Origin of the sequence: Microvirga thermotolerans, assembly GCF_009363855.1 — a bacterium.
Classification (GTDB): Bacteria; Pseudomonadota; Alphaproteobacteria; order Rhizobiales; family Beijerinckiaceae; genus Microvirga; species Microvirga thermotolerans.
This window is the reverse complement of sequence record NZ_CP045423.1, coordinates 3745293-3766202: the sequence shown is the minus strand read 5'-3', so window position 1 is coordinate 3766202 and position 20910 is coordinate 3745293. Positions and strand designations below refer to the sequence as shown.

Below are 20910 nucleotides of genomic sequence, written 5' to 3'. Positions count from 1 at the left end.
CCTTACCCCGATCATGCGCAAGGCGCGCGATTCGCGGAACCCGTGCCGCGAACGGACCGGGCGGCGCAAGCAAAAAGCGCCCCGGAGGGGGCGCTTTCCAAGGCGTGCGGAACGATGGTTCCGTCAGATGACGAAGAAGTCCTTATAGGTCATCTTGAGGTTCTTCGAGAGGGTGGCGACGACGACGGCCTTGGCGGCGCCGGTGCCGTCCTGGTCGTAGTAGAGCACGCCCTTCTTCTTGTCGTAGACGATGCGGTCGTCGGCGTCGTGCGCCTTGGCGCCCAGGTGAAACATCTTGCTCGAAAGCAGTGCAGGCTTCGTGAGGGAGCCTTTCGATCCGACCTTGAAGTAGCGGTTCTCCAGGTAGATGGAGTCGTACCACACGTTGAAGTCGAGGATGCGGTCGGCGTTGCCCTTCGCCTTCGGGTTCGTGTCGAACACGAAGATATCGCGTCCCGAGCCGCCGGTGAGCAGGTCCGCGCCGAGGCCGCCGTGGATCCGGTCGTTGCCGCCGTAGCCGTTCAGGACATCGTTGCCGGCGCCGCCGTAGAGAATGTTGGCGCCGTCGTTGCCGCTGAGGGCATTGTTGCCCGCGTTGCCGGTGAGCGTGATGGATGCGCTGCCGGAGCCCGTGACGTTCTCGATGCCCACGAGCCTGTTGAGGTCGTAATTCACGGTGACGACGACGGTGTCCACGTCGCCGGCACCGCTGTCCTGGACCACGTCGTTCGGGTCGTCGATGTAGTAGGTGTCGTTGCCCGCGCCGCCGTCCATGAGGTCCGCGCCGCCGCCGCCGTTCAGGACATCGTTGCCGCCGCCGCCGACAAGCGTGTTGTTGGCGCCGTTGCCGACGAGGGTGTTGTTCCAGGCGTTGCCGGTGAGCGCGATGGCATCCGAGCCCGTGGCGATCATGTTCTCCACATAGGCTTCGAGGGTATGGCTCACGGAGGTGTAGACCGTGTCGATGCTGCCGTCGGCAGAGCTTTCCTGCACCACGTCGCCGGAATGGTTCACCATGAAGGTGTCGCTGCCCGTGCCGCCGATCATCACGTCCGCATCGGCGCCGCCGTCGAGCGTGTCGTTGCCCGCGCCGCCGTCGAGCCGGTTCGCGCCCGCGCCGCCGACGAGGTGGTCGGCATGGTTCGAGCCGATGACGTTCTCGAAGTTCTTGTAGGTGTCGCCGGCCGCGATGCCGGCCGTGCCGCGCTCCTGCCCGAGGTCGACCGCGACGCCGCCGCCCGCCGCCTGGAAGGTCAGCGTGTCGATGCCCGCGCCGCCGTCAAGAATGTCGCCGGCATGGTCGGACGGCGCGTAGACGTCGTTCTTCGACGTGCCGGTGACGGTGACCGCCGCCGCGCGGGCGTCGACGATCTTCGTTTCGATGCCCGCCCCGTTCGTGGGATGGGAGGGGTTGTGCCAGGACACCGCCAGGCGTCCATCCGCCATCTCGAAGATCGACGGCGTGATCTGCTGGCCGCCCTCGGCGCTGACGTTGATCGCAGGACCCGCCTGCCCATCCGCGTCGACGACCTTGACCCAGATGTCGGGATTGCCGCTCGCCGTTGAGACATAGGCGACCGCATAGCCCCCGTCGCGCAGAGCCGTCACGGACAGCTTGTCGCCCGCGCTCGGCAACTGCCCGGATGAAAGGTTCGTCATGCTGCCTGCGGTAAGGGAGCCATTCGCTTCCGCGCGGAACTTCTGTGCTTTGATCGTGCCGCTTGCGAGGTCCGTATTGTAAACGACGACGAATTCGCCAGACGGCTGGCCGTCAGGCAGCTTGAGGGCAACGACTTTCGTTTCGATCGATTCATCGGACGAAACGTTCGTGATTCTGACGGTGCCTCCGTCAACAAAGCTGAAAGTGCGTTTGCCAGCGAACAGATAGGAGACAATGTACCTGGATGCGCCTATCCAGGTGATATCCGGCCGGTCGACACTGTCGTCGGTTGTGACAGACACGGGGTTTCCGGCCACTCCGGCCTGATCGAACGTGAGCAGCCGGACGGTTTTCTGGTTGTTGACGGTTTCGATATACGCCGTGGCCCAACCGCCGCTGCCATTGGTTGTCGTTTGAGCGCCATCGGTCAGGGTCGTGTTGTTGATCGCGATCGAGCCGCCGTTCGCGCTGCCGTCGAAGTTGAACTTCTGCATGCGGAGGATGCGCCCGGATCCGCCCGTTCCCTCGGTCCAGGTGATGGCGAAGCCGCCGTCCGCGGTGTAGCTGACGACGTCGGAGAACTGCTGCTCGGTGCCGGAGGCTTCGACGAAGCTCTTCCCGCCGACCTTCGCGCCCGTGCCGTCGTAGAGCTGGAACGCGATCTTCTGGTTGTCGCGCCACGTCACCACGTAGCCGCCGTTCGGCAGCAGGGTGAGCGAGTCGCGGTCGACACCGGTGCCGAGGGCCATGGTGTCCATGGGGCTCCAGATCTTGGGCGTGACGACGGCCATCGTGTATTCTCCTAAAACGCGAAAAGCGCCAATGCAGGTGTGAATGTCCGCGGCCCGGCGAGGCTTCCGCCCGTCGGAGCCGGAGGGGCAAAAAAAATCCGGCCGGGACCGGGGAAAAACGGGACAGGCGGGCGGTTCCCGCCATGTATTCGTCAAGTCTTCTGCGCCGGGCGCAATTGTCGAGGCTGCGACTCGGCCCAAATTACTTGCTTTACGGCTATATTGATGGGGATTCGGCCCCACAACTCTCCGTTCGGAGAGGGAGGACCTTGGCGAGGCGGCTTCGCAGGGGCGTTCGCCGCCCTCGCGGAGCGCGAAACCTTGGACGCGCCCCATGTTGCGGCGCTTTGCCTCGCGGAACGCTCCGTGCGCAGGCGCACGGGGCGGCGCCCCGGAGGGCGGGGTTCAGGGTCCCGGCCGGTGCCGATCCGCCTTCAGGAGACCCTGCTCCCGATTCTCCTGCCGATATTTTCAGCCTAATGCGCCTCGTCCCAGTTCTGGGCGGCGCGGGCCTCCACGGCGAGGGGGACCTTCAGGGTCACGGCCGGGAAGGGGGCTTCCGTCATCACGCGGGCGATGACGGGAAGCGTCGCCTCGACCTCCTCGTCGGGCGCCTCGAAGACCAGCTCGTCGTGCACCTGCAGGAGCATGCGGGCGGAGAGCCGCTCGGCCCTGAGCGCGTCCTCCATGCGGATCATGGCGCGACGGATGATGTCGGCGGCAGTGCCCTGGATCGGCGCGTTGATCGCCTGGCGCTCCACGGCGGCGCGTTCCGAAGGGTTGCCGGACTTGATCTGCGGATAGTGGCACACCCGCCCGAACAGGGTCGTGACGTAGCCCTTCTCGCGGGTGGTCCTCTTGATGTCGTCCATATAGGCGCGGATGCCGGGGAAGCGCTCGAAATACTGCTTGATGAAGGCGGCCGCCTCCGCGTTCGGGATGCCGAGGCGCACCGCGAGCCCGAAGGCGGAGATGCCGTAGATGATGCCGAAATTGATGGTCTTCGCCTGGCGGCGCAGGTCGGGTGTCATCTTGTCGAGGGGCACGCCGAACATGGCCGAGGCGGTGGCCGCGTGGATGTCCTGCCCCTTGGCGAAGGCCTCCTGCAGCTGCGGGATGTCGGCGATGTGCGCGAGGATGCGCAGCTCGATCTGGCTGTAGTCGGCGGAGATGATCTTGGAGCCCTCGGGTGCCACGAAGGCCTTACGGATCTTGCGGCCCGCCTCGGTGCGGATCGGGATGTTCTGCAGGTTCGGCTCGGAGGAGGAGAGGCGGCCCGTGGTGGTCGCGGCGAGCGAGAACGAGGTGTGCACCCGCCGCGTCTCGGGATGCATGTGCTCCTGCAGGGTGTCCGTGTAGGTGGACTTCAGCTTGGCGAGCTGGCGCCATTCGAGGATCTTCTCGGGGAGCGCGTGCCCGGCCTGGGCCAGCTCCTCCAGCAGGGTCGCGGGCGTCGCCCACTGGCCGGAGGGCGTCTTCTTCGCGCCGGGCAGGCCCATCTTGCCGAAGAGGATGTCGCCGATCTGCTTCGGGCTCCCAAGGGCGAACTTCTCGCCGGCCATCTCGTGGATCTCGTCCTCGAGCCGGGCGAGGCTCTGCGCGAAGTCGCCCGAGAGGCGGCTGAGGATCTGGCGGTCGACCGCGATGCCGCGCATCTCCATGCGGGCGATCACGTCGACGAGCGGGCGCTCCAGGGTCTCGTAGACGGTGGTGCGGCGCTCGGCGGCGAGGCGCGGCTTGAGCACGTGCCACAGGCGCAGGGTCACGTCCGCGTCCTCCGCCGCGTAGGCGGTCGCCTTGGCGATGTCGACCCGGTCGAAGCTCACCTTGTTGCGGCCGGTCCCGGCCACGTCGGCGAAGCTGATCGGCGAATGGCCTAGATGGCGCCGCGACAGCTCGTCCATGCCGTGCGAGCCCTTGCCTGCGTCGAGCACGTAGGAGATCAGCATCGTGTCGTCGAAGGGGCGCAGGTCGATGCCGTGGCGCTTGAACACGACCCAGTCGTATTTCAGGTTCTGGCCGATCTTGAGGACCGAGGGGTCCTCCAGCAGGGGCTTGATCGCCGCGATCGCATCATGGAGCGGGATCTGCCCGGGCACGAGGCCGCCGCCGAACAGGTCGGAATCGCTGCGGTGCTGGAGCGGCACATAGGCCGCCCTGCCGGGCTCCAGCGCCAGGGAGAAGCCGACGAGGTCGGCGAGGTTGGCGTCGAGCGCGCTGGTTTCCGTGTCGACCGCGAGGAAGCCCTGCTCCCGGGCCTGAGCGATCCACTCCCCGAGGCGGTCGAGACTCGTGATCGTCTCGTAGCCATGCACGTCGATGGGCTGGGAGGAGGCCCCCGTCGCCCGCTGGCCGGCGAGCTGGGAGGGGGTGCCGACCCCGTCGAGGGGCTTGCGCGCGCTCCCCGTCTCGGGAAGGTCCAGACCGGCGAAGGGGTCGGCCTGCAGGGCGCCCTCGCCCCCGGAGAAGGGCACCTCCTCCGGCGCCTCGAGCGGGCCGCCGAAGCGCTGCCAGGCAATCGCTTCGCCTCCCGGCATCAGGCGCGGGTCCGGGTCGATCTGCGTGGGGTCCACGTCGTAGAGCTCGGCCACGCGGCGGGTGAGCGTGTTGAACTCCATGGCCTTGAGGAAGGCGATCAGCGCCTTCGGATCCGGCTCCGGCAGGCGCAGGGCGTCGAGCGGCACCGGCAGCGGCGCGTCGCAGTCGAGGGTGACGAGCTTCTTGGAGAGGCGCGCGGCCTCGGCGTTGGCGAGGAGCGTCTCGCGGCGCTTGGGCTGCTTGATCTCGTGGGCGCGGGCGAGCAGGGTCTCGAGGTCGCCGTATTCCTTGATGAGCTGCGCCGCGGTCTTGAGCCCGATGCCCGGGACGCCGGGCACGTTGTCGGAGGTGTCGCCCATCAGCGCGAGCACGTCGCCGATCTTCTCCGGCGGGATGCCTTCCCATTTCTCCGTGACGGCGGCCACGTCCAGGTTGCGCTCGGGACGGTAGCCGGGCTTGCCCTTGGAGCCGGACTCGAAGTCGTAGAAGAGCACCAGCGGGTCGACGAGCTGCATCAGGTCCTTGTCGGAGGACACGATCAGCACGTTGGCGCCGCGGGCCTTGGCCTGCTGGGCATAGGTCGCGATGAGGTCGTCGGCCTCGTAGCGGGCCTGCTCGACCGGTTCGAGGCCGAAGGCGCGGATCGCCTCGCGCATGAGCGGCATCTGCACCTTCAGGTCCTCGGGGGCGTCCGGCCTGTGGCCCTTGTATGCCTCGTAGAGCTCCTTGCGGAAGGAGCCTTCCGACTTGTCGAGCACGATGGCGAGATGCGTCGGCATGAATCCCGCTGCCCCGTCCCGGATGAACTGGAGGAGCTTGGACACGAAGAGCCTCACCGCGCCCGTGGGCATGCCGTCTGAGGTGCGGCTGTTGTACTTCGAGTCCTGGTTCATGGACTGGAAGTACGCCCGGAAGATGAAGGACGAGCCGTCGACGAGGAAGACGTGATCGCCGGCGGCGACGGGGCGGGAGGAAGTCATGGGGGCTCGGACGTGGTGATCGCTCGTGCCAGAGAGATAAGCGCTTCGCGACCCGAAAGCTACGGCCTCTTCGCGGGACGGGACGTTTGCGAAGGGAAGGGTCCCCTCACGCCGCCTTCAGGCGGGCGAGGTCGAGGTCGAGCTCGCGCAGGGCCTGCATGACGACCCCCTCGGTGAGGAGGTCGAGGGAGGATTCGACCACCTGCACCGTCGCCAGGGAGCGCAGGGCCGGAATGGTCTGGCTCTCCAGCGCCGCCTCGAAGGAGGGGCGCAGCAGGTCCATGGCGCGGGTCCCGGGGCCGCAGATGACCAGACGGTCGGGCTCCAGCGTCTGGATCAGGATGCTCGCCGCGTCGCCCAGGACCTCGCCCGCCTCGCGGAAGAGGCCGAGCAGCGCCGCGTCTCCGGCGCGCGCCTTGTCCACGATGGCGCCCATCGCCGCCTCGCTCGGGATCAGCGAGGCCGGGGGCGGGCGGTGGTCGATGAGCTGCGCGTCCCGGTGCAGGGCGTAGTCCGCCAGGAAGGCCTCGATGCAGCCGCGGCCGCCGCAGCGGCATTGCGGCCCGCTGCGGCGCAGCCGGACATGGCCGAACTCGCTGCCGCCCGAGCGCGCGCCGCGATAGAGCTCGCCCTGCACGAGGAAGCCCAGGCCGACGCCGTCGCCGATCATCAGGCAGGCGGTGCGGCCGGAGCGCAGGGCCGGATCCCGCTGGGCGATGGCGAAGGCCATGGCCGAGGCGTCGTTCTCGATCAGCACCGGCCTGCCGAGCCGCTGCCTGAGGCCTTCGGCCAGGGGCAGGTCGCGGGTGCCGAGCACGGGGCTCCAGGCCACCACCCCGTCGCGGGTGTCCACGTAGCCCTGGCAGGCGAGGCCGATTGCCTTCACGTCCGGAGCTCCCGCGTCGCGGGCGAAGGCGGAGATCGTGTCCGCCAGCGCGTCCATGAGGGCCTCGGCTTCGAGGTTGCGCAGGGGGCGTTCCACGTGCCGGCTCGCCCGGTTGCGCCCGGCGCTGTCCACGAGCCGCAGCTCGATCCGATTGAAGCCCGTCCAGACCCCGACGACCGAGCCCAGGGTGTCGGCGAAGAACAGGCGCACCTTCGGGCGCCCGCGGATCAGGCCCGGCAGCGCATCGCCGCCCTCCTCGGCGACGAGGATCCCCTCGTCCAGGAGGCTCGCGGTCAGCTCCGACACGCTGGCCGGGCTCATGCCGAGCTGCTGGCCGATCTCGACCCGCGCCAGCGGGCCCTCCCGGCGCAGGGCGTCGAGCAGCCGGCGGCGGGCGGTTTCGCGGGGGGTGAGGGTCTGCATGGACATCGCAACGATATTTATTCGATCGACGAACAAAAAAGAATCGAAAAGATCGCCCCTTCAACGAAATGATGAGACCTTGGCCGCTTGAAAGCCGCTTCTGACGGGATAATTATTTCTGCGCTCGAAAAATTAGGCCGGCGAGCCTGAGCCGAGACCGCCGCACCGGAGAGGTCCGGGCGGCGGCTCGCCGCGCCGAGAAAGAGGGCCGAGCGGAAACCGCCGCCCCAGGAGGGAACCCATGTCGATCAAGAAGCAGCTGTTCTTCGGCCTTGCCGCCCTCGCCCTGTCGGCGGGCGCCGCCTTCGCCCAGGGCAAGGGCCCGGTCATCGGCGTCAGCTGGTCCAACTTCCAGGAGGAGCGCTGGAAGACCGACGAGGCGGCGATCAAGGCCGCCATCGAGAAGGCCGGCGGCACCTATGTCTCGGCCGACGCGCAGTCCTCGCCCGCCAAGCAGCTGACGGACATCGAGAGCCTGATCGCCCGCGGCGCCAAGGCGCTGATCGTGCTGGCCCAGGACGCGGACGCCATCCGCCCGGCGGTGGAGAAGGCGATCGCCGAGGGCATCCCGGTGGTCGGCTACGACCGCCTGATCGAGATTCCCCAGGCCTTCTACCTCACTTTCGACAACGTGGAGGTCGGCCGCCTCCAGGCCCGCGAGGTGATGAAGGTGAAGCCCGAGGGCAACTACGTCTTCATCAAGGGCTCGGGCTCCGACCCGAACGCCAACTTCCTGTTCCAGGGCGCCATGGAGGTGCTCAAGCCCGCCATCGATGCCGGCAAGATCAAGAACGTGGGCGAGGCCTACACGGACGGCTGGCTGCCCGCCAACGCGCAGCGGAACATGGAGCAGTTCCTGACCAAGAACAACAACAAGGTCGATGCGGTGGTGGCCGCCAACGACGGCACCGCAGGCGGCGCCATCGCGGCCCTCGCCGCGCAGGGACTCGCCGGCTCCGTGCCCGTATCCGGCCAGGACGCGGACAAGGCCGCGCTGAACCGGGTCGCCCTCGGCACCCAGACGGTCAGCGTGTTCAAGGACGCCCGCGAGCTCGGCCGCAACGCGGCGGAGATTGCCCTCGAACTCGCCAACGGCAAGAAGCTGAACGAGATCAAGGGCTCCATGAGCTGGAACCTGGGACCGAAGAAGCAGAACATGACGGCGATCTTCCTGAAGCCCGTGGCGATCACGAAGGACAACCTGGACGTGGTCATCAATGCCGGCTGGGTGACCAAGGACGTGGTGTGCCAGGGCGTGAAGCCGGGCACCGTCAAGGTCTGCAACTGAGCGATCCCCGTTTCGGGAACGCGCCATCGTCGTTCCGGGACGCGCCTCCGGCGCGGGCCCGGAACCCGCGAAGGCCGGCCATCGAAGAGGAAGAGCGGCGGCATCCGTCGCTCCTCGGCTTCCGTCTTCGGCGACGATGGATGTCCGGCCTGCCCGACGGCAGCCGGGAACGACGAGCCGCCCCGGAACGGCGCCCCATGAAACGAGCGATGCCATGACCGCACCCGCCACGACGACCGCCCCGCACCCGAGCGCGTCCACGGACGGCTCGCTCCTGTCCAAGCTCGAGATCGACGTGCGCATGCTCGGCATGCTGGGGGCGCTCGCGGCGATCTGGATCGGCTTCGACATCCTCTCCGGCGGGCTCTTCCTCACGCCGCGCAACCTCTGGAACCTGTCGGTCCAGACGGCCTCCATCGCCGTGATGTCCACCGGCATGGTGCTCGTCATCGTGACCCGCAACATCGACCTGTCGGTCGGTGCCATCCTGGGCCTCGTGGGCATGATCGTCGGCGTCGTGCAGGTCCGGTGGCTGCCGGGCTGGCTCGGCTTCGAGCACTGGCTCACGGCGCCGGTGGCCGTGCTGGTCGCCCTCGCGGTCGGCGGCGCCATCGGCCTCTTCCAGGGCTGGCTCATCGCCTATCTCGGCATTCCGTCCTTCATCGTCACCCTCGGCGGGCTGCTCGTCTGGCGCGGCGCGGCCTGGTGGGTCACGGCGGGACAGACCGTCGCGCCCATGGACACGCGCTTCAAGGCGCTCGGCGGCGGGGTCGAAGGCGCCCTCGGTGCCACCGCGACCTGGATCGTCGCCTCCGTCGCCGGCGGGCTCGTCGTCGTGGCCCTGGGCCTCGCCCGGCGCAGGCGCATCCGCTTCGGCTTTCCCGTGCGGCCGGTCTGGGCGGACGGCGTCATCGCCCTGCTCGCCTGCGGCGCGGTGCTCGGCGCGGCCACCATCGCCAATTCCTATCCGCTGCCCGCCGGAACGGCCCGGCGCTGGGCCGAGGCGAACGGCATCGCCTGGCCGGAGGGCGGGATGACGATTCCCCACGGCGTCGCGCTCCCGGTGCTGATCGCGGTCGTCGTCGGGCTTCTCATGACCTTCCTTGCCAGGCGCCTGCGCTTCGGCCGCTACGTCTTCGCCATCGGCGGCAATCCGGAGGCGGCGGAACTGTCGGGCATCAACACGCGCCTCACGCTCATGAAGGTGTTCGGCCTCATGGGGCTTCTGTGCGGCATCTCCGCCTGCATCTCGACCGCCCGCCTGAACGCCGCCACCAACGCGGCCGGAACCCTCGACGAGCTCTACGTGATCGCCTCCGCGGTGATCGGCGGCACGTCGCTTGCGGGCGGCATCGGCACCATCGCGGGCGCGATGCTCGGCGCCCTCGTCATGCAGTCCCTCCAGTCGGGCATGGTCCTGCTCGGGGTCGACACGCCGCTTCAGAACATCGTGGTCGGCGCCGTGCTCGTGCTGGCGGTGTGGGTCGACGGCCTCTATCGCAGGCGGATCAGGTAAGGGAGCGCCCCATGGCAGACCGTCCTCCGGTTCCCCTCGTCGAGATGCGCGACATCTCCATCGCCTTCGGCGGCATCAAGGCCGTCGACGGCGTCTCCGTCGACCTGCGCCCGGGCGAGGTGGTGGGCCTTCTCGGCCACAACGGCGCAGGCAAGTCGACGCTCATCAAGATCCTCTCCGGCGCTTACCGGCCCGATGCGGGCGAGATCTACGTGAACGGCGAGCGGGCGGACATCGCCTCCCCCCGCGACGCGAAGCGCTACGGGATCGAGACGATCTACCAGACCCTCGCGCTCGCCGACAACATCGACGCGGCGGGCAACATCTTCCTCGGCCGCGAGGTGCTCACGCCCTACGGCACCCTCGACGACGCCACGATGGAATCCGAGACCCGCAAGGTGATGGCGCGGCTCAACCCGCATTTCCGCCGCTTCAAGGAGCCGGTGAAGGCGCTCTCCGGCGGGCAGCGCCAGTCGGTCGCCATCGCCCGCGCGATCTACTTCAACGCCCGCGTGCTCATCATGGACGAGCCGACCGCCGCCCTCGGCCCCGCGGAGACGCAGCAGGTGGCCGACCTCGTGCTGCAGCTGAAGAAGGAGGGCATCGGCATTTTTCTCATCAGCCACGACATCCACGACGTGTTCGGCCTCGCCGACCGGGTCAGCGTGATGAAGAACGGCAGGCTGGTGGGAACCGCGAACGTCGCCGACGTCACGCAGGACGAGGTGCTCGGCATGATCATCCTGGGCAAGTGCCCGCCCGGCGCCGTGCCGGGGCCGGGCGCGAGCCGAGGCTGACCCCGTTGCCCTTTCACGGCGGCGCCGTCATGCCGGGACCGGCGATGCCCGCCGTCCGCCGACGGATTCCTGCTTCCCCGAAGAGGTTCGAACCATGACCCAGACCGTCTACGGCTCCCTGAAGGACAAGACCGTCCTCGTCACCGGCGGCGCCAGCGGCATCGGCGAGAGCGTCGCGGCGGCGTTCCATGCGCAGGGGTCGAAGGTCGCGATCCTCGACTACGATGCGAAGGCCGGCCGGGCCTTGGCCGAGCGCCTGGGGGAACGGGTGCATTTCGAGCACAACGACGTGCGCGACATTCCCGCCCTCCAGGCGGCGATCCGCCGGACGAGCGAGGCGCTGGGCCCCATCACCGTCCTCGTCAACAACGCGGCGCGCGACGACCGGCACACCATCGACCAGGTGACGCCGGAATACTGGCGCGAGCGCTTCGCCACCAACCTCGACCACCAGTTCTTCGCGACCCAGGCCGTGCTGCCCGACATGGAGAAGGCTGGCGGCGGCTCCGTCATCAACATGGGCTCGACAAGCTATCTGGTGAGCGACGATTCCTTCGCCGCCTACAAGACCGCGAAATCCGCCGTCGTCGGCCTCACCCGCGCCCTCGCGCGGGAGCTCGGGCCGAAGAACATCCGCGTCAACTCGATCGTTCCCGGTTGGATCATGACCCGGCGCCAGATCGACCTGTGGCTGACGCCCGAGGGCGAGAGGGAGCTGCTCAGGCGCCAGTGCATCAAGCGCAAGCTCGTGCCGGAGGACATCGCGAAGGTGGCGCTCTTCCTCGCCTCCGAGGATGCGGGCGCGATCACCGCGCAGAGCTATCTCGTGGACGGCGGCTGGGTGTAGCGGCTCCGCCCTCCTGCGGATTCGGGATCGGCGGAGAGCAGAACGCGTATGCACGTCCGTCATTCCGGGACAGCGCGGAGCGCTGGGCCCGGGATCCATGAGCGCTGGCCATGCAGGAGAGGACGCAGCGGCCGCCGCAGCTTCCGATCCGCCAAGACCGGTGGAGATGGGTTCCGGGCGCCGCTTTCGCGGCCCCGGAATGACGGCGTGACGCTTTCCGTTCAGGCGCGCGGCTGGGTCGCGAGGGCGGGCTTCCCGTCCGGCTCGGCATCCTTCTCTGCGGCTGTCCTTGTCGTGTCCCGCCGCACCACGAGGCACAGGATCACGAGGGGGATGCCGATGGCGGCGGTGGCGGAGAAGAGGAGCGGGTAGCCGTAGGCGTCCACCACCGCGCCGGAGCCGCCGCCGATGAGCTTGCCGGGCAGGGCGTAGAGGGAGCTCAGGAGCGCGTACTGGGTCGCCGCATAGCCGGGGGCGGTGAGGCCCGACATGTAGGCCACGAGCGCCGAGCCCGCGAAGCCGCCGGCGAAGTTGTCGACGCTGATGGCCAGGACCAGGAGGTCGAGCCTTGCGCCCGCCACCGCAAGCCACGAGAACATCAGGTTGGAGGCGGCGGCGATCACCGCGCCGATCAGGAGCGTCCACCACAGGCCCAGCCGTGTGGCGGCAAGCCCCCCGGCGAAGGCCCCCGCGATGCCGATCCAGACGCCGTAGAGCTTCGACACGTTGGCGATGTCGGCCTTCGAGAAGCCGAGATCGATGTAGAGCGAGTTCGCCATCACGCCCGCCACGAAATCCGGCAGGCGGAAGCAGGCGATGAGCGCCAGGATCGGGATGAGGATCGGCCCCTTGCGCCGGAAGAGCTCCGTCAGCGGCTCCACGACGGCCGCCGCGAAGGGCAGCCGCTCCCGGGGCGCCGCCTCGTCGAGGCGCGGGGCGAGGACCGTGGCGGCGAGGCCCACCCCCATGAGGGCCGCCATCGCGAGATAGGCGCTGTGCCAGTTCACGAACTCCGCGATGTAGAGCGCGCCCGCGCCGGCGCAGATCAGGGCGAGCCGGTAGCCGAGCTGCAGGCTCGCCGCCATCATGCCCTGCCGCTCCGTCGAGGCCGCGTCGATGCGCCAGCCGTCGATCACCACGTCCTGGGTGGCGGAGGCGAAGGCGACGAGGAGCGCGGAGGCGATGGTGAGCGAGAGATGCGTCTGCGGGTCGCCGAGGGCGATGCCGACGAGGCCGGCGGCGGTGACGATCTGCGAGAGCGCCATCCAGCCGCGGCGCCGGCCGAGCAGGCGTGCGAGGACCGGCACGTCGTAACGGTCGACGATGGGCGCCCAGACGAACTTGAGCGAATAGGCGAGGGCCACCCAGCTCAGCAGGCCGATCTCGGTGCGGGAGATCCCCGCCTCCCGCAGCCACGCCGAGAGGGTGCTGAACACCAGCAGGAAGGGCAGGCCGGAGGAGAAGCCGAGCGGCAGCATGAGCGCGACGCGCCCGTCCGTCAGAAGGTCCTTGGCCGAGAGCCGGCGTTTGCGGGCGGTGGTGTCCTGAGCCATGTGAGTCGTCTCGCCGTTCCGTTGCGCGCCTGCCGGGGCAGGGCGGGTCCGATCCTGGGGATGACCCCTTGCGGGGCCGTTAACGGCGCACGGCCGACGCGTCGGCCGTGCGCCCCGCCTCCGCCATGGCGTCGTTGGCGCCCACCTGCCGGGTCGCGAGGTCGCCGCCGCCGATGCCCGCGCTCACCACCGTGACCGGCGCGCCACGGGCGGGCGAGGTCCGCCTGAAGCCGGGCGGACAGGTCCGGTCCGGCGCGGGGGCGTCCGCGTTGAAGGTGTCCCATTCCAGGTATCGCGCCAGTGCCGGGAGCCCCCTCGGTCCGATCCGGGTGAATACCATGCCGACGAGGTGCGAACCAGCGGAGGATTCGACGGCGGCAAGCGTCATGTTGACCTGCCTCAGGACGCTCGGATGGAAGCGCGCGGCGAAGATGACTGCACCGGAGCCATTCGATTCTGCATGAGCGGCATGACGGGTCGCGCCCCGTGCCCGCGCCTCAGCGGCCGCTCTCCGCACATGTCGCCTTCACGCTGCGGACGAGCTTCTCGAGAAAGGTCTCGAGGGCGTTCTCCGGCGCGCAGTCCGGCTCCGTGAGGACGCGCAGCCCCCATTGCCTCAGCACCGCCTCCTCGACCGGGTTGGGGCGCAGCATGAACACGTAGGACGGCGGCCGGTCCTTCTCGAATCCCGATCCCTTCCACGTCTTCCAGAGCCGGTGCAGAAGGAAGCGGATGTTCAGGTCCGTCAGGCTGTAGCCGACGAACAGGATGGTCTTGCCCAGCGCATCCGAGCGGAACTTGATGTCGAGCGGCGATTCGAAGGACAGGCGGTCGAGATAGTCCGTCTCCGCGATGACGATGGACTCGTCGTCGTCGAAGTCGCCGTGATACTTCACGATCTGCGGAACGCCGTCGCGGATGTCGGCGATGTCCTTCGCGTTGACGATCTTCACGAAGGGCTTGCCGTGCAGGGCGAACGCGGTTTCCAGGTTTCGGTCGAAGTTGGTGGTGTAGACGATCGGGAAGTCGAGCTCGCAGATCAGCGCGTGGACGCGGGACTTCTTCAGCACCTCCTCCGGCAGGGTCCATTTCCTGTCCATCCAGCTGCGCAGGGGGCCGATGCTGCCCTTCCTGAGGCGGTAGAATTCCGCGAGGGTCAGGTGGTTCACGTCCGTTTCGGCAAGGTAGGCCTTGTCGATCCGCAGCTCCTCGGCGATGTGCGCGATGAGCGTCTGCCACGAAGGGAGGCCGACCGTCATCGAGACGCCCGCTCCCGCGAAGAGGATGGCTTGACGGTTCCGGATCGCTTCCGCCAGATCGTCCACGGTTTCTCTCTCATGCCGCTGCTTCCTGGCCATAACGCGGCAGGGGGAGCCAGGGCTCCGCGGGAACGGACCGGGGGTGGAGCGGCTTGGCCAGGAAGGATCCTGCGGGCCGCTTCGCCCGCGGCAGAGGGAAGGGAACGCCATGGCGGCTCACGAGATCGCGGACGCGAGGGTCATTCACGAGGGGCGGCGGAGCCTCGTCGCGCTCACGGTGGCGCTGCCGGGCGGGAAGAGCATGGTGCGCGAGGTTCTGGAGAGCCCGCCCGCCGCCGCCGTCCTCCCGTACGACGAGAGGCGCCGGACCGTGCTCCTCGTGCGCCAGTTCCGGGCCGCGGCCCTGCGGGCCGGCGGGGCGCCGGAGCCGGTCGAGGCCATCGCGGGCCTCGTCGATCCCGGCGAGACCCCGGAGGCCTGCATCCGCCGGGAGGCGATGGAGGAGGCGGGCCTGCGCCTGGGCCCGCTCGAACCCGTGGGGAGCGTCTGGGCCTCGCCCGGATACTCGACCGAGCGGGTGCACCTGTTCCTCGCTCCCTATGCGGATGCGGACAGGACGGGCGAGGGCGGGGGGCTCGCGGAGGAGCAGGAGGACATCGCGACCTGCGAGATCGAGTTCGCCGCGCTTGCGGCGATGCTCGCGCAGGGCGCCCTGGAGGACATGAAGACCCTCGCTCTCGCGCAGGCGCTCGCCCTGCGGGTTCCCGCCCTCGGCGGGGCGCTGCGCTGAAGGCGCGGCCTCTCAGCCCAGGGTCGCGCCCGCAGCGGCGGCGTCGATCTGCGCCACGATGCGCGGGTCGAGGCCGAGCGCGCCGGACAGCTGCGCCAGGAACACCCGTTCCTCCACCGTGTTCGGGGTGATGATGCGCCGGGCGGCGGTATAGACCTGGATCGCGGCCTCCGGCGTCCTCACGGCGGCGGCGAGCTCGGCCGCGCTGGCGGGCCGCGCGAGCTCCGCCTCGACGATCTCGACGCCCTCGCCGTCGATCCCGGCGCTCTTGAGCGTGCCGAGAATGCGCGCGCGCTCGCCCTCGTCGATGCGCCCGTCCGCCGCCGCGGCGGCGATCATGGCGCGCATCACGAGAAGCGCCGTATCGGCGGACGGGGCAGCGGCGGCGGGGGGCGGCAGGGCCTGGGGGGCGGCCGCCCCGGGCTGCGCCTCGATGAGGGGGCCCGCCTCGCCCTTGCTCAGGAAGCGGCCGAACAGGGCCGCACCCTTGGCCTTCGCCTTCTCGGTGAGCTTGCGGCCGGTCTCCGAGTTCACGACCGCCTTGGTCACGCCCACCATCACCGCGTGGACCGCCGCATTGCCCTGCGGGGTCTTGAGGTATTCCTGCGCGCGGCGCAGGAGCAGGTCCGTGAGGTCGGCGGGGGGCGGCGGGGCCGCAGGCTTCTCCGGCTTGGGCGCAGGCTGCTCGCCCTCCGTGGCGGCGGGCTGCGGCGGGGGCGGGGAGGGCCGGTTCGCGAGATCGATCAGGTCGCTGAGCAGGGTGCCGGCCCCGAGGGGGCTGGCCTTGGGCGCATCCGGCTTGGGCGCTTCAGGCTTTGGCGCTTCAGGCTTTGGCGCCGCGGGCGCGGCGGGCTGTGCGCCGGCGGGCGTTCCCAGCGCATCGAGGAGCTTCTTGGCGTCGAACATGGAGCGGTCCCCCACGGGCAGGATGAAATCTAGATGCGAATCCCTTTCGCGCGCAAATCCGCGGCCGGTTGCGCGCCTTCCCCTCAGAAGATCGACGAGACGATCATGGTCAGGAAGCTCCAGACCATCATGCCGCCCATGGCGTAATAGGCCCATTTCGGCATCCCGGAGGGTGCCGCCGCCCGGGAATGGGCGTCCACCGCCTGGATCAGCTGCGTCTGGACCTGCTGCCCCTTCAGGACGAGCAGGGTGAGCCCCTGGATCGCCTCGGCCTGGGCGTTGAGGAGCGCCAGGGTCTGGGACCGGTGCATGTGCGCGTCCGCCGCCGGGTCGTTCAGGTGGTGGAGCGATTCGCCGATCTGGCCGATGGCGCCGCGCATCGCATCGAAGTTCTGGCTCTGCTCGGCCAGGAGCACCCGCGCCTGGGTGAGCGGGTCGGGCATGCTCTTCTGCGCCGCCTCGGAGAGGTGCTGCATCAGGCCTGCCTGGCCCTGGGAGATGGCGGCCTTGACGGCCTTGCCCGCGTCGGAGGCCAGCGCCGCCTGGGTCATGCTGACGGCCTTCCCGACGATCCGGTCGGCATTGGGGCTGATGATGGGTTCGCGCGACTGTTCCATGGCGGCGGCTTCAAGGTGAGAGATTCGTTGCGAAAGCGTTCTCTTAGACCAATCGAAGCGAAAGGGCTATGCTCTATCGTTCCAGGGGCGCATATTCCTTTGCGTTACCCCGTAGGCGGTGCGCTGGAACACCTTCCCTTCGCAGGGGAATGTCTTTCTGCGATTCTGCGAAGTCGGGACTTGTTGCCGCAGACCCGGCCGCCCTCAATAAATCACGACGGAGCGGATCGACTTGCCGTCATGCATCAGGTCGAAGGCGGTGTTGATCTCCTCGAGGGGCATGGTGTGGGTGATCAGGTCGTCGATGTTGATCTTGCCCTCCATGTACCAGTCGACGATCCTGGGCACGTCCGTGCGGCCGCGGGCACCGCCGAAGGCGGTGCCGCGCCATACCCGGCCGGTCACGAGCTGGAAGGGGCGGGTGGCGATCTCGCGGCCGGCCTCGGCGACGCCGATGACGATGCTCTCGCCCCAGCCCCGGTGACAGCATTCGAGCGCCTGGCGCATGACGTTCACGTTGCCGGTGGCGTCGAAGGAGAAGTCGGCGCCCCCGTCCGTCAGGTCGACGATCGCCTGCACGACCTTGTCCGCGCCGACCTCGTTCGGGTCGATGAAATGCGTCATGCCGAACTTCTCGGCCATGGCGCGCTTCGCCGGGTTGATGTCGATGCCCACGATCCTGTCCGCGCCCACCATGCGCGCGCCCTGGATCACGTTGAGGCCGATGCCCCCGAGGCCGAACACCGCGACGTTCGCGCCGGGCCACACCTTCGCGGTGTAGATCACCGCGCCGAGGCCGGTGGTCACGCCGCAGCCGATGTAGCACACCTTGTCGAAGGGCGCGTCCTCGCGGATCTTCGCCAGGGCGATCTCCGGCAGGACCGTGAAGTTCGCGAAGGTCGAGCAGCCCATGTAGTGGAAGACCGTGTCTCCGTCGCAGCGGAAGCGGCTCGTCCCGTCGGGCATGAGGCCCTGGCCCTGCGTGGCGCGGATCGCGGTGCACAGGTTCGTGCGGCGCGACAGGCAGGATTTGCACTGGCGGCATTCGGGCGTGTAGAGCGGGATCACGTGGTCGCCGGGCTTCAGGGTGGCGACGCCGGGCCCCACCTCGCGCACGATCCCCGCGCCCTCATGCCCGAGGATCGCCGGGAACTTTCCCTCCGAATCGAGGCCGGAGAGGGTATAGGCGTCCGTGTGGCACACGCCCGTCGCCATGATCTCCACGAGCACCTCGCCCGCCCGCGGCCCTTCGATCTCGACGGTCTCCACGGTGAGGGGCTTGCCCGCCTCCCACGCCACGGCTGCCCTGGTCTTCATCCCGCCGCTCCCGCTCCATCCGCGATCCGTGACTATCTGAACCGCGGCGGCGCGAGGTCAAGGGCGAGGGCAGGGACGCGCTCCGCGGCTTTCAAGACGCAGCCGGGGCGCCCGGAGCATTTTCAGGAAAAAGGGGCACCGGTTCACCGTCCGAAAATGCGGCCCGCAAAGGCTAGGGAAGCGGGTTGCGATTCCATCGCAGCGCAAACCGCTCTATGTGGTGTCCTGTCAGCCATGCGAGGATCCCGCCGTGTCAGAGATGCGCGCCGCCATCATCCCGGTCACGCCGTTCGAACAGAACTGCACGCTTTTGTGGAACGACAGCACCAGGACGGGCGCGGTCGTCGATCCCGGCGGCGATCTGGAGCGCATCCGCAGGGCCATCGACGAGAGCGGCGTGACGGTCGAGAAGATCGTTCTGACCCACGGGCATATCGACCATGCCGGCGGCGCCGCAGAGCTGCGCGACATGCTCGGCGTGCCCGTCGAGGGCCCGCACGAGGGGGATCGCCCTCTCCTGGAGCACCTGCCCGAGCAGGCGCGCTTCTACGGCTTCGACGGCGTGCGCGCGGTGACGCCCGACCGCTGGCTCAACGAGGGCGACACGGTCACCGTCGGCGGCACGGCCTTCGAGGTGCTGCACTGCCCGGGGCACTCGCCGGGCAGCGTCGTCCTGTTCTCCCGGGCAGACCGCTTCGCCCTGGTGGGGGACGTCCTGTTCAACGGGTCGGTCGGCCGCACCGACCTGCCGGGCGGAAGCGCGGCGATGCTCCTCCAGTCCATCAGGACCAAGCTCCTGCCCCTCGGGGACGACGTGACCTTCATCTGCGGGCACGGCCCCATGAGCACCATCGGCCGGGAGCGGGCGACCAATCCCTTCCTCCAGGAGGGGATGCCGGCCTGAGGCCTCAGCGGCTCCAGACGCCGATCCGCGCCTGCCGGGCCCGCTCGGCGGCGGCCTTCATCTCCTCCGTCGCCTCCGGCGTCGCCTTGCCGCCCCCATTGTAGAGGACGACCGTCGACAGGTCCTTCCCGTCCACCCGGCAGCGGTGGGCGTTCGTGCCGCCGACCGGCTCGCAGGCGACCTCGCGCCCGGCGAGGTAGCGGGCGAGGTCCTCCGGCTTGCCGCCGCCGGGCGCCCATTCCACGCCGTAGAGGTGCACAACCTGTCCCTTCACGGACAGGGTCGAGGTGTCGATGACTTCGGGCACGCCGCGCAAGGACGCGCGGTTCGCGGCCGCTTCCTCGCCGACGCTTCCCGTCTGCCCCGGCTCGCCCGCCGGAGAGCCCGTGCGGGCGATGCCGTAGATCGCGATGGCGGCGAGGACGAGGGCGGCGGCGGCGCCGAGGGCGAGCCGCCGGTTCGCGAAGCCGCCGGGCGGCAGGCGGTTCAGGAAGGCGCGAGCCGTCCCGCCCGCGCCGCGCAGGGTCTCGGGCAGGCGCCGGCGGAGGGCATCGAGCCGCTCCGCGCCGTGGAAGGCGGCGGTCCTCCATCGCGGCATCTGCCGGTGGAACCAGGCGCCGAAGGCGGGCCAAGGGCGGGTCCCGGCCGTCTGCGCAGCCGCGCCCTGCGCCGGAGGGGCGTCGGGCGAACCCACGTCGAGCCAGTCCCGCTCCGGCGCGGGGCCGTCGGCGGCGAGCCCGTCCCGGCCGGACGTGTCGTCCGGAACCGCTGCCGCCTTGAACAGGGCCGGCCGCGTCCGGCGCAACTCGGCGAGGACGGCCGCGATCGCCGCCTCGGCCCCCGCATCGCCCTCGCCGCCGGCGAGGGGATTGCCGGCGGCATCGAGGGCGGTGACGGAGAGAGCGCCGTCCTTCTCCGAATAGCGGAGGGAGCTCTCGACGATCAGCTCCAGGGGCTGGCGGGCGTCGTCGGTCGGGTCGTGCCGGGCGATCTCCCGCCGGATCGCAGCGCGCAGCCGCTCGCGGATTTCGGTGGCGTCATCCGCGGGGCCGCCGGTGGCGAGGGACTCAGTCATCGTCGGACTCCTCCGCGCCCGTCGCCGCGCCGTCGGTGCCCAGGCCGAGCACCATGCTCGCCTCCGTCGCGATGACGGGCCGCCCGTCGACGAAGGTGACCGCCAGCTGCAGGGCGCCGGTGCCCTGGGCCTGCCGCCCGCGTCCGGGATGCGCGGCGCTGAAGTCGAAGAGCGCCTGCACGGCGCAGGCGTCGCCCTCGCAGGCAACCTGGATCGTGTCCTGGCGGGGGGTGTAGCGCCGTTCCGGCCAACGGCGGACGAAGCGCCGCTTTTCCCGCATCAGCGTGCGGAGATTCACCAGCCGGCCATGGAACAGGACGCGGGGCGCATAGAACGCCGCCGTCGCGTCGAGGCTGTCCTCGGTCGCCGCCGACCAGGAGCGGAGATAGCGGATCGTCAGGTTCTTCGCGTCTTCCGCGCGCGGGTCCGCCTTCGCGGCCTGCGCCGGGGCAGGTTCCTTCCGCTCGGGCTGGGGGTCTCGGGCGATCTCCGCGGGGGCGGGGGGTGGGGCGGCCGGCTGCGCCGCGCCCGGCGCGGGCGCCGCCTCCGGGGCCGGTCCGGGAGGCTGAGCGGGGGGCGGCGGTCCGGACGGTGCCTTCAGGTCCGCAGGCGGGTCGACCCAGGGACGGTTCGCCTGGGCCAGGGCATGCGGCGCTCCGGTGAGGATCGCCGCCAAGAGAGTCGCAAGGAGAGTCGCACGTGGGTTCGCGACTCCCGGTGAAGGCATGCCAACCGCCATGATCGTCTCGCTCCCCCTGTTCCT

Annotated in this window: 17 protein-coding genes; 6 read left to right on the top strand and 11 right to left on the bottom strand. The window is 69.6% G+C overall.

Features of this window, described 5'->3' with window-relative positions:
* Nucleotides 1-123 precede the first annotated feature (123 nt).
* From GDR74_RS17800 to GDR74_RS17790, 3 genes are all read right to left on the bottom strand, one after another.
* Nucleotides 124-2451 (bottom strand): calcium-binding protein, encoded by a 2328-nt coding sequence (locus GDR74_RS17800; RefSeq protein ID WP_152587548.1) that lies wholly within the window; start codon nt 2449-2451, stop codon nt 124-126.
* 476 nt (nt 2452-2927) lie between these two features.
* Nucleotides 2928-5969, bottom strand: coding sequence for a DNA polymerase I (gene polA, locus GDR74_RS17795; protein WP_152587547.1), 3042 nt, complete (start codon nt 5967-5969; stop codon nt 2928-2930).
* 106 nt (nt 5970-6075) lie between these two features.
* On the bottom strand, nt 6076-7278 hold the full coding sequence (locus GDR74_RS17790; protein WP_194164576.1) for an ROK family protein: 1203 nt from the start codon (nt 7276-7278) through the stop codon (nt 6076-6078).
* A gap of 241 nt (nt 7279-7519) precedes the next feature.
* Here GDR74_RS17790 and xylF point away from each other — a divergent pair, with 241 nt between their 5' ends.
* The 4 genes from xylF (at nt 7520) to GDR74_RS17770 (ending at nt 11726) form a co-directional block, all read left to right on the top strand.
* On the top strand, nt 7520-8566 hold the full coding sequence (gene xylF / locus GDR74_RS17785) for a D-xylose ABC transporter substrate-binding protein (protein ID WP_152587545.1): 1047 nt from the start codon (nt 7520-7522) through the stop codon (nt 8564-8566).
* Nucleotides 8567-8780: 214 nt separating this feature from the next.
* The gene (locus tag GDR74_RS17780; RefSeq protein WP_152587544.1) at nt 8781-10082 is read left to right on the top strand and encodes a sugar ABC transporter permease; all 1302 of its coding nucleotides are present in this window, start codon (nt 8781-8783) and stop codon (nt 10080-10082) included.
* 11 nt (nt 10083-10093) lie between these two features.
* Nucleotides 10094-10879 carry an ATP-binding cassette domain-containing protein gene (locus GDR74_RS17775; protein ID WP_152587543.1) on the top strand — a complete coding sequence of 262 codons (786 nt, stop codon included), beginning with the start codon at nt 10094-10096 and terminating at the stop codon, nt 10877-10879.
* Nucleotides 10880-10973: 94 nt separating this feature from the next.
* Entirely contained in the window at nt 10974-11726 is a 753-nt protein-coding gene (locus tag GDR74_RS17770; RefSeq protein WP_152587542.1) for an SDR family NAD(P)-dependent oxidoreductase, read from the top strand.
* 221 nt (nt 11727-11947) lie between these two features.
* Here GDR74_RS17770 and GDR74_RS17765 read toward each other — a convergent pair whose 3' ends face one another.
* The 3 genes from GDR74_RS17765 to GDR74_RS17755 all read right to left on the bottom strand — a co-directional run bounded on the left by GDR74_RS17765 (nt 11948) and on the right by GDR74_RS17755 (nt 14637).
* Complete coding sequence (locus GDR74_RS17765; RefSeq protein ID WP_246179785.1) at nt 11948-13279, bottom strand: AmpG family muropeptide MFS transporter; 1332 nt, start codon at nt 13277-13279, stop codon at nt 11948-11950.
* Between the two features lie 79 nt (nt 13280-13358).
* Nucleotides 13359-13667 (bottom strand): hypothetical protein, encoded by a 309-nt coding sequence (locus GDR74_RS17760; protein WP_152587541.1) that lies wholly within the window; start codon nt 13665-13667, stop codon nt 13359-13361.
* Nucleotides 13668-13776: 109 nt separating this feature from the next.
* Complete coding sequence (locus tag GDR74_RS17755) at nt 13777-14637, bottom strand: SIR2 family NAD-dependent protein deacylase (protein WP_152587540.1); 861 nt, start codon at nt 14635-14637, stop codon at nt 13777-13779.
* Nucleotides 14638-14746: 109 nt separating this feature from the next.
* On the opposite strand from GDR74_RS17755, the gene GDR74_RS17750 reads away from it, so the two are divergent.
* Nucleotides 14747-15328, top strand: a complete 582-nt coding sequence (locus tag GDR74_RS17750) for an NUDIX domain-containing protein (protein WP_152587539.1) — start codon at nt 14747-14749, stop codon at nt 15326-15328.
* A gap of 12 nt (nt 15329-15340) precedes the next feature.
* Here GDR74_RS17750 and GDR74_RS17745 read toward each other — a convergent pair whose 3' ends face one another.
* The 3 genes from GDR74_RS17745 to GDR74_RS17735 form a co-directional block, all read right to left on the bottom strand.
* Nucleotides 15341-16234 carry a DUF533 domain-containing protein gene (locus GDR74_RS17745; RefSeq protein WP_152587538.1) on the bottom strand — a complete coding sequence of 298 codons (894 nt, stop codon included), beginning with the start codon at nt 16232-16234 and terminating at the stop codon, nt 15341-15343.
* An 83-nt stretch (nt 16235-16317) separates the two neighbouring features.
* Nucleotides 16318-16851 (bottom strand): hypothetical protein, encoded by a 534-nt coding sequence (locus GDR74_RS17740; protein ID WP_152587537.1) that lies wholly within the window; start codon nt 16849-16851, stop codon nt 16318-16320.
* 204 nt (nt 16852-17055) lie between these two features.
* Complete coding sequence (locus tag GDR74_RS17735; protein ID WP_152587536.1) at nt 17056-18168, bottom strand: S-(hydroxymethyl)glutathione dehydrogenase/class III alcohol dehydrogenase; 1113 nt, start codon at nt 18166-18168, stop codon at nt 17056-17058.
* Nucleotides 18169-18427: 259 nt separating this feature from the next.
* Between GDR74_RS17735 and GDR74_RS17730 the strand changes: the two genes are divergently transcribed.
* Nucleotides 18428-19072, top strand: a complete 645-nt coding sequence (locus GDR74_RS17730) for an MBL fold metallo-hydrolase (RefSeq protein WP_152587849.1) — start codon at nt 18428-18430, stop codon at nt 19070-19072.
* 4 nt (nt 19073-19076) lie between these two features.
* Here GDR74_RS17730 and GDR74_RS17725 read toward each other — a convergent pair whose 3' ends face one another.
* Entirely contained in the window at nt 19077-20147 is a 1071-nt protein-coding gene (locus GDR74_RS17725) for a hypothetical protein (RefSeq protein ID WP_152587535.1), read from the bottom strand.
* Nucleotides 20140-20874, bottom strand: a complete 735-nt coding sequence (locus tag GDR74_RS17720; RefSeq protein WP_152587534.1) for a nuclear transport factor 2 family protein — start codon at nt 20872-20874, stop codon at nt 20140-20142. The genes GDR74_RS17725 and GDR74_RS17720 overlap by 8 nt, the downstream gene beginning before the upstream one ends.
* Between the last annotated feature and the right edge of the window lie 36 nt (nt 20875-20910).

Excerpts from the sequence above, each read along its gene's own strand:
- GDR74_RS17800 (WP_152587548.1), bottom strand. The coding sequence starts at position 2,451 with ATGGCCGTCGTCACGCCCAAGATCTGGAGCCCCATGGACACCATGGCC.
- polA (WP_152587547.1), bottom strand. The coding sequence starts at position 5,969 with ATGACTTCCTCCCGCCCCGTCGCCGCCGGCGATCACGTCTTCCTCGTC.
- GDR74_RS17790 (WP_194164576.1), bottom strand. The coding sequence starts at position 7,278 with ATGCAGACCCTCACCCCCCGCGAAACCGCCCGCCGCCGGCTGCTCGAC.
- xylF (WP_152587545.1), top strand. The coding sequence starts at position 7,520 with ATGTCGATCAAGAAGCAGCTGTTCTTCGGCCTTGCCGCCCTCGCCCTG.
- GDR74_RS17780 (WP_152587544.1), top strand. The coding sequence starts at position 8,781 with ATGACCGCACCCGCCACGACGACCGCCCCGCACCCGAGCGCGTCCACG.
- GDR74_RS17775 (WP_152587543.1), top strand. The coding sequence starts at position 10,094 with ATGGCAGACCGTCCTCCGGTTCCCCTCGTCGAGATGCGCGACATCTCC.
- GDR74_RS17770 (WP_152587542.1), top strand. The coding sequence starts at position 10,974 with ATGACCCAGACCGTCTACGGCTCCCTGAAGGACAAGACCGTCCTCGTC.
- GDR74_RS17765 (WP_246179785.1), bottom strand. The coding sequence starts at position 13,279 with ATGGCTCAGGACACCACCGCCCGCAAACGCCGGCTCTCGGCCAAGGAC.
- GDR74_RS17760 (WP_152587541.1), bottom strand. The coding sequence starts at position 13,667 with ATGACGCTTGCCGCCGTCGAATCCTCCGCTGGTTCGCACCTCGTCGGC.
- GDR74_RS17755 (WP_152587540.1), bottom strand. The coding sequence starts at position 14,637 with ATGGCCAGGAAGCAGCGGCATGAGAGAGAAACCGTGGACGATCTGGCG.
- GDR74_RS17750 (WP_152587539.1), top strand. The coding sequence starts at position 14,747 with ATGGCGGCTCACGAGATCGCGGACGCGAGGGTCATTCACGAGGGGCGG.
- GDR74_RS17745 (WP_152587538.1), bottom strand. The coding sequence starts at position 16,234 with ATGTTCGACGCCAAGAAGCTCCTCGATGCGCTGGGAACGCCCGCCGGC.
- GDR74_RS17740 (WP_152587537.1), bottom strand. The coding sequence starts at position 16,851 with ATGGAACAGTCGCGCGAACCCATCATCAGCCCCAATGCCGACCGGATC.
- GDR74_RS17735 (WP_152587536.1), bottom strand. The coding sequence starts at position 18,168 with ATGAAGACCAGGGCAGCCGTGGCGTGGGAGGCGGGCAAGCCCCTCACC.
- GDR74_RS17730 (WP_152587849.1), top strand. The coding sequence starts at position 18,428 with ATGCGCGCCGCCATCATCCCGGTCACGCCGTTCGAACAGAACTGCACG.
- GDR74_RS17725 (WP_152587535.1), bottom strand. The coding sequence starts at position 20,147 with ATGACTGAGTCCCTCGCCACCGGCGGCCCCGCGGATGACGCCACCGAA.
- GDR74_RS17720 (WP_152587534.1), bottom strand. The coding sequence starts at position 20,874 with ATGCCTTCACCGGGAGTCGCGAACCCACGTGCGACTCTCCTTGCGACT.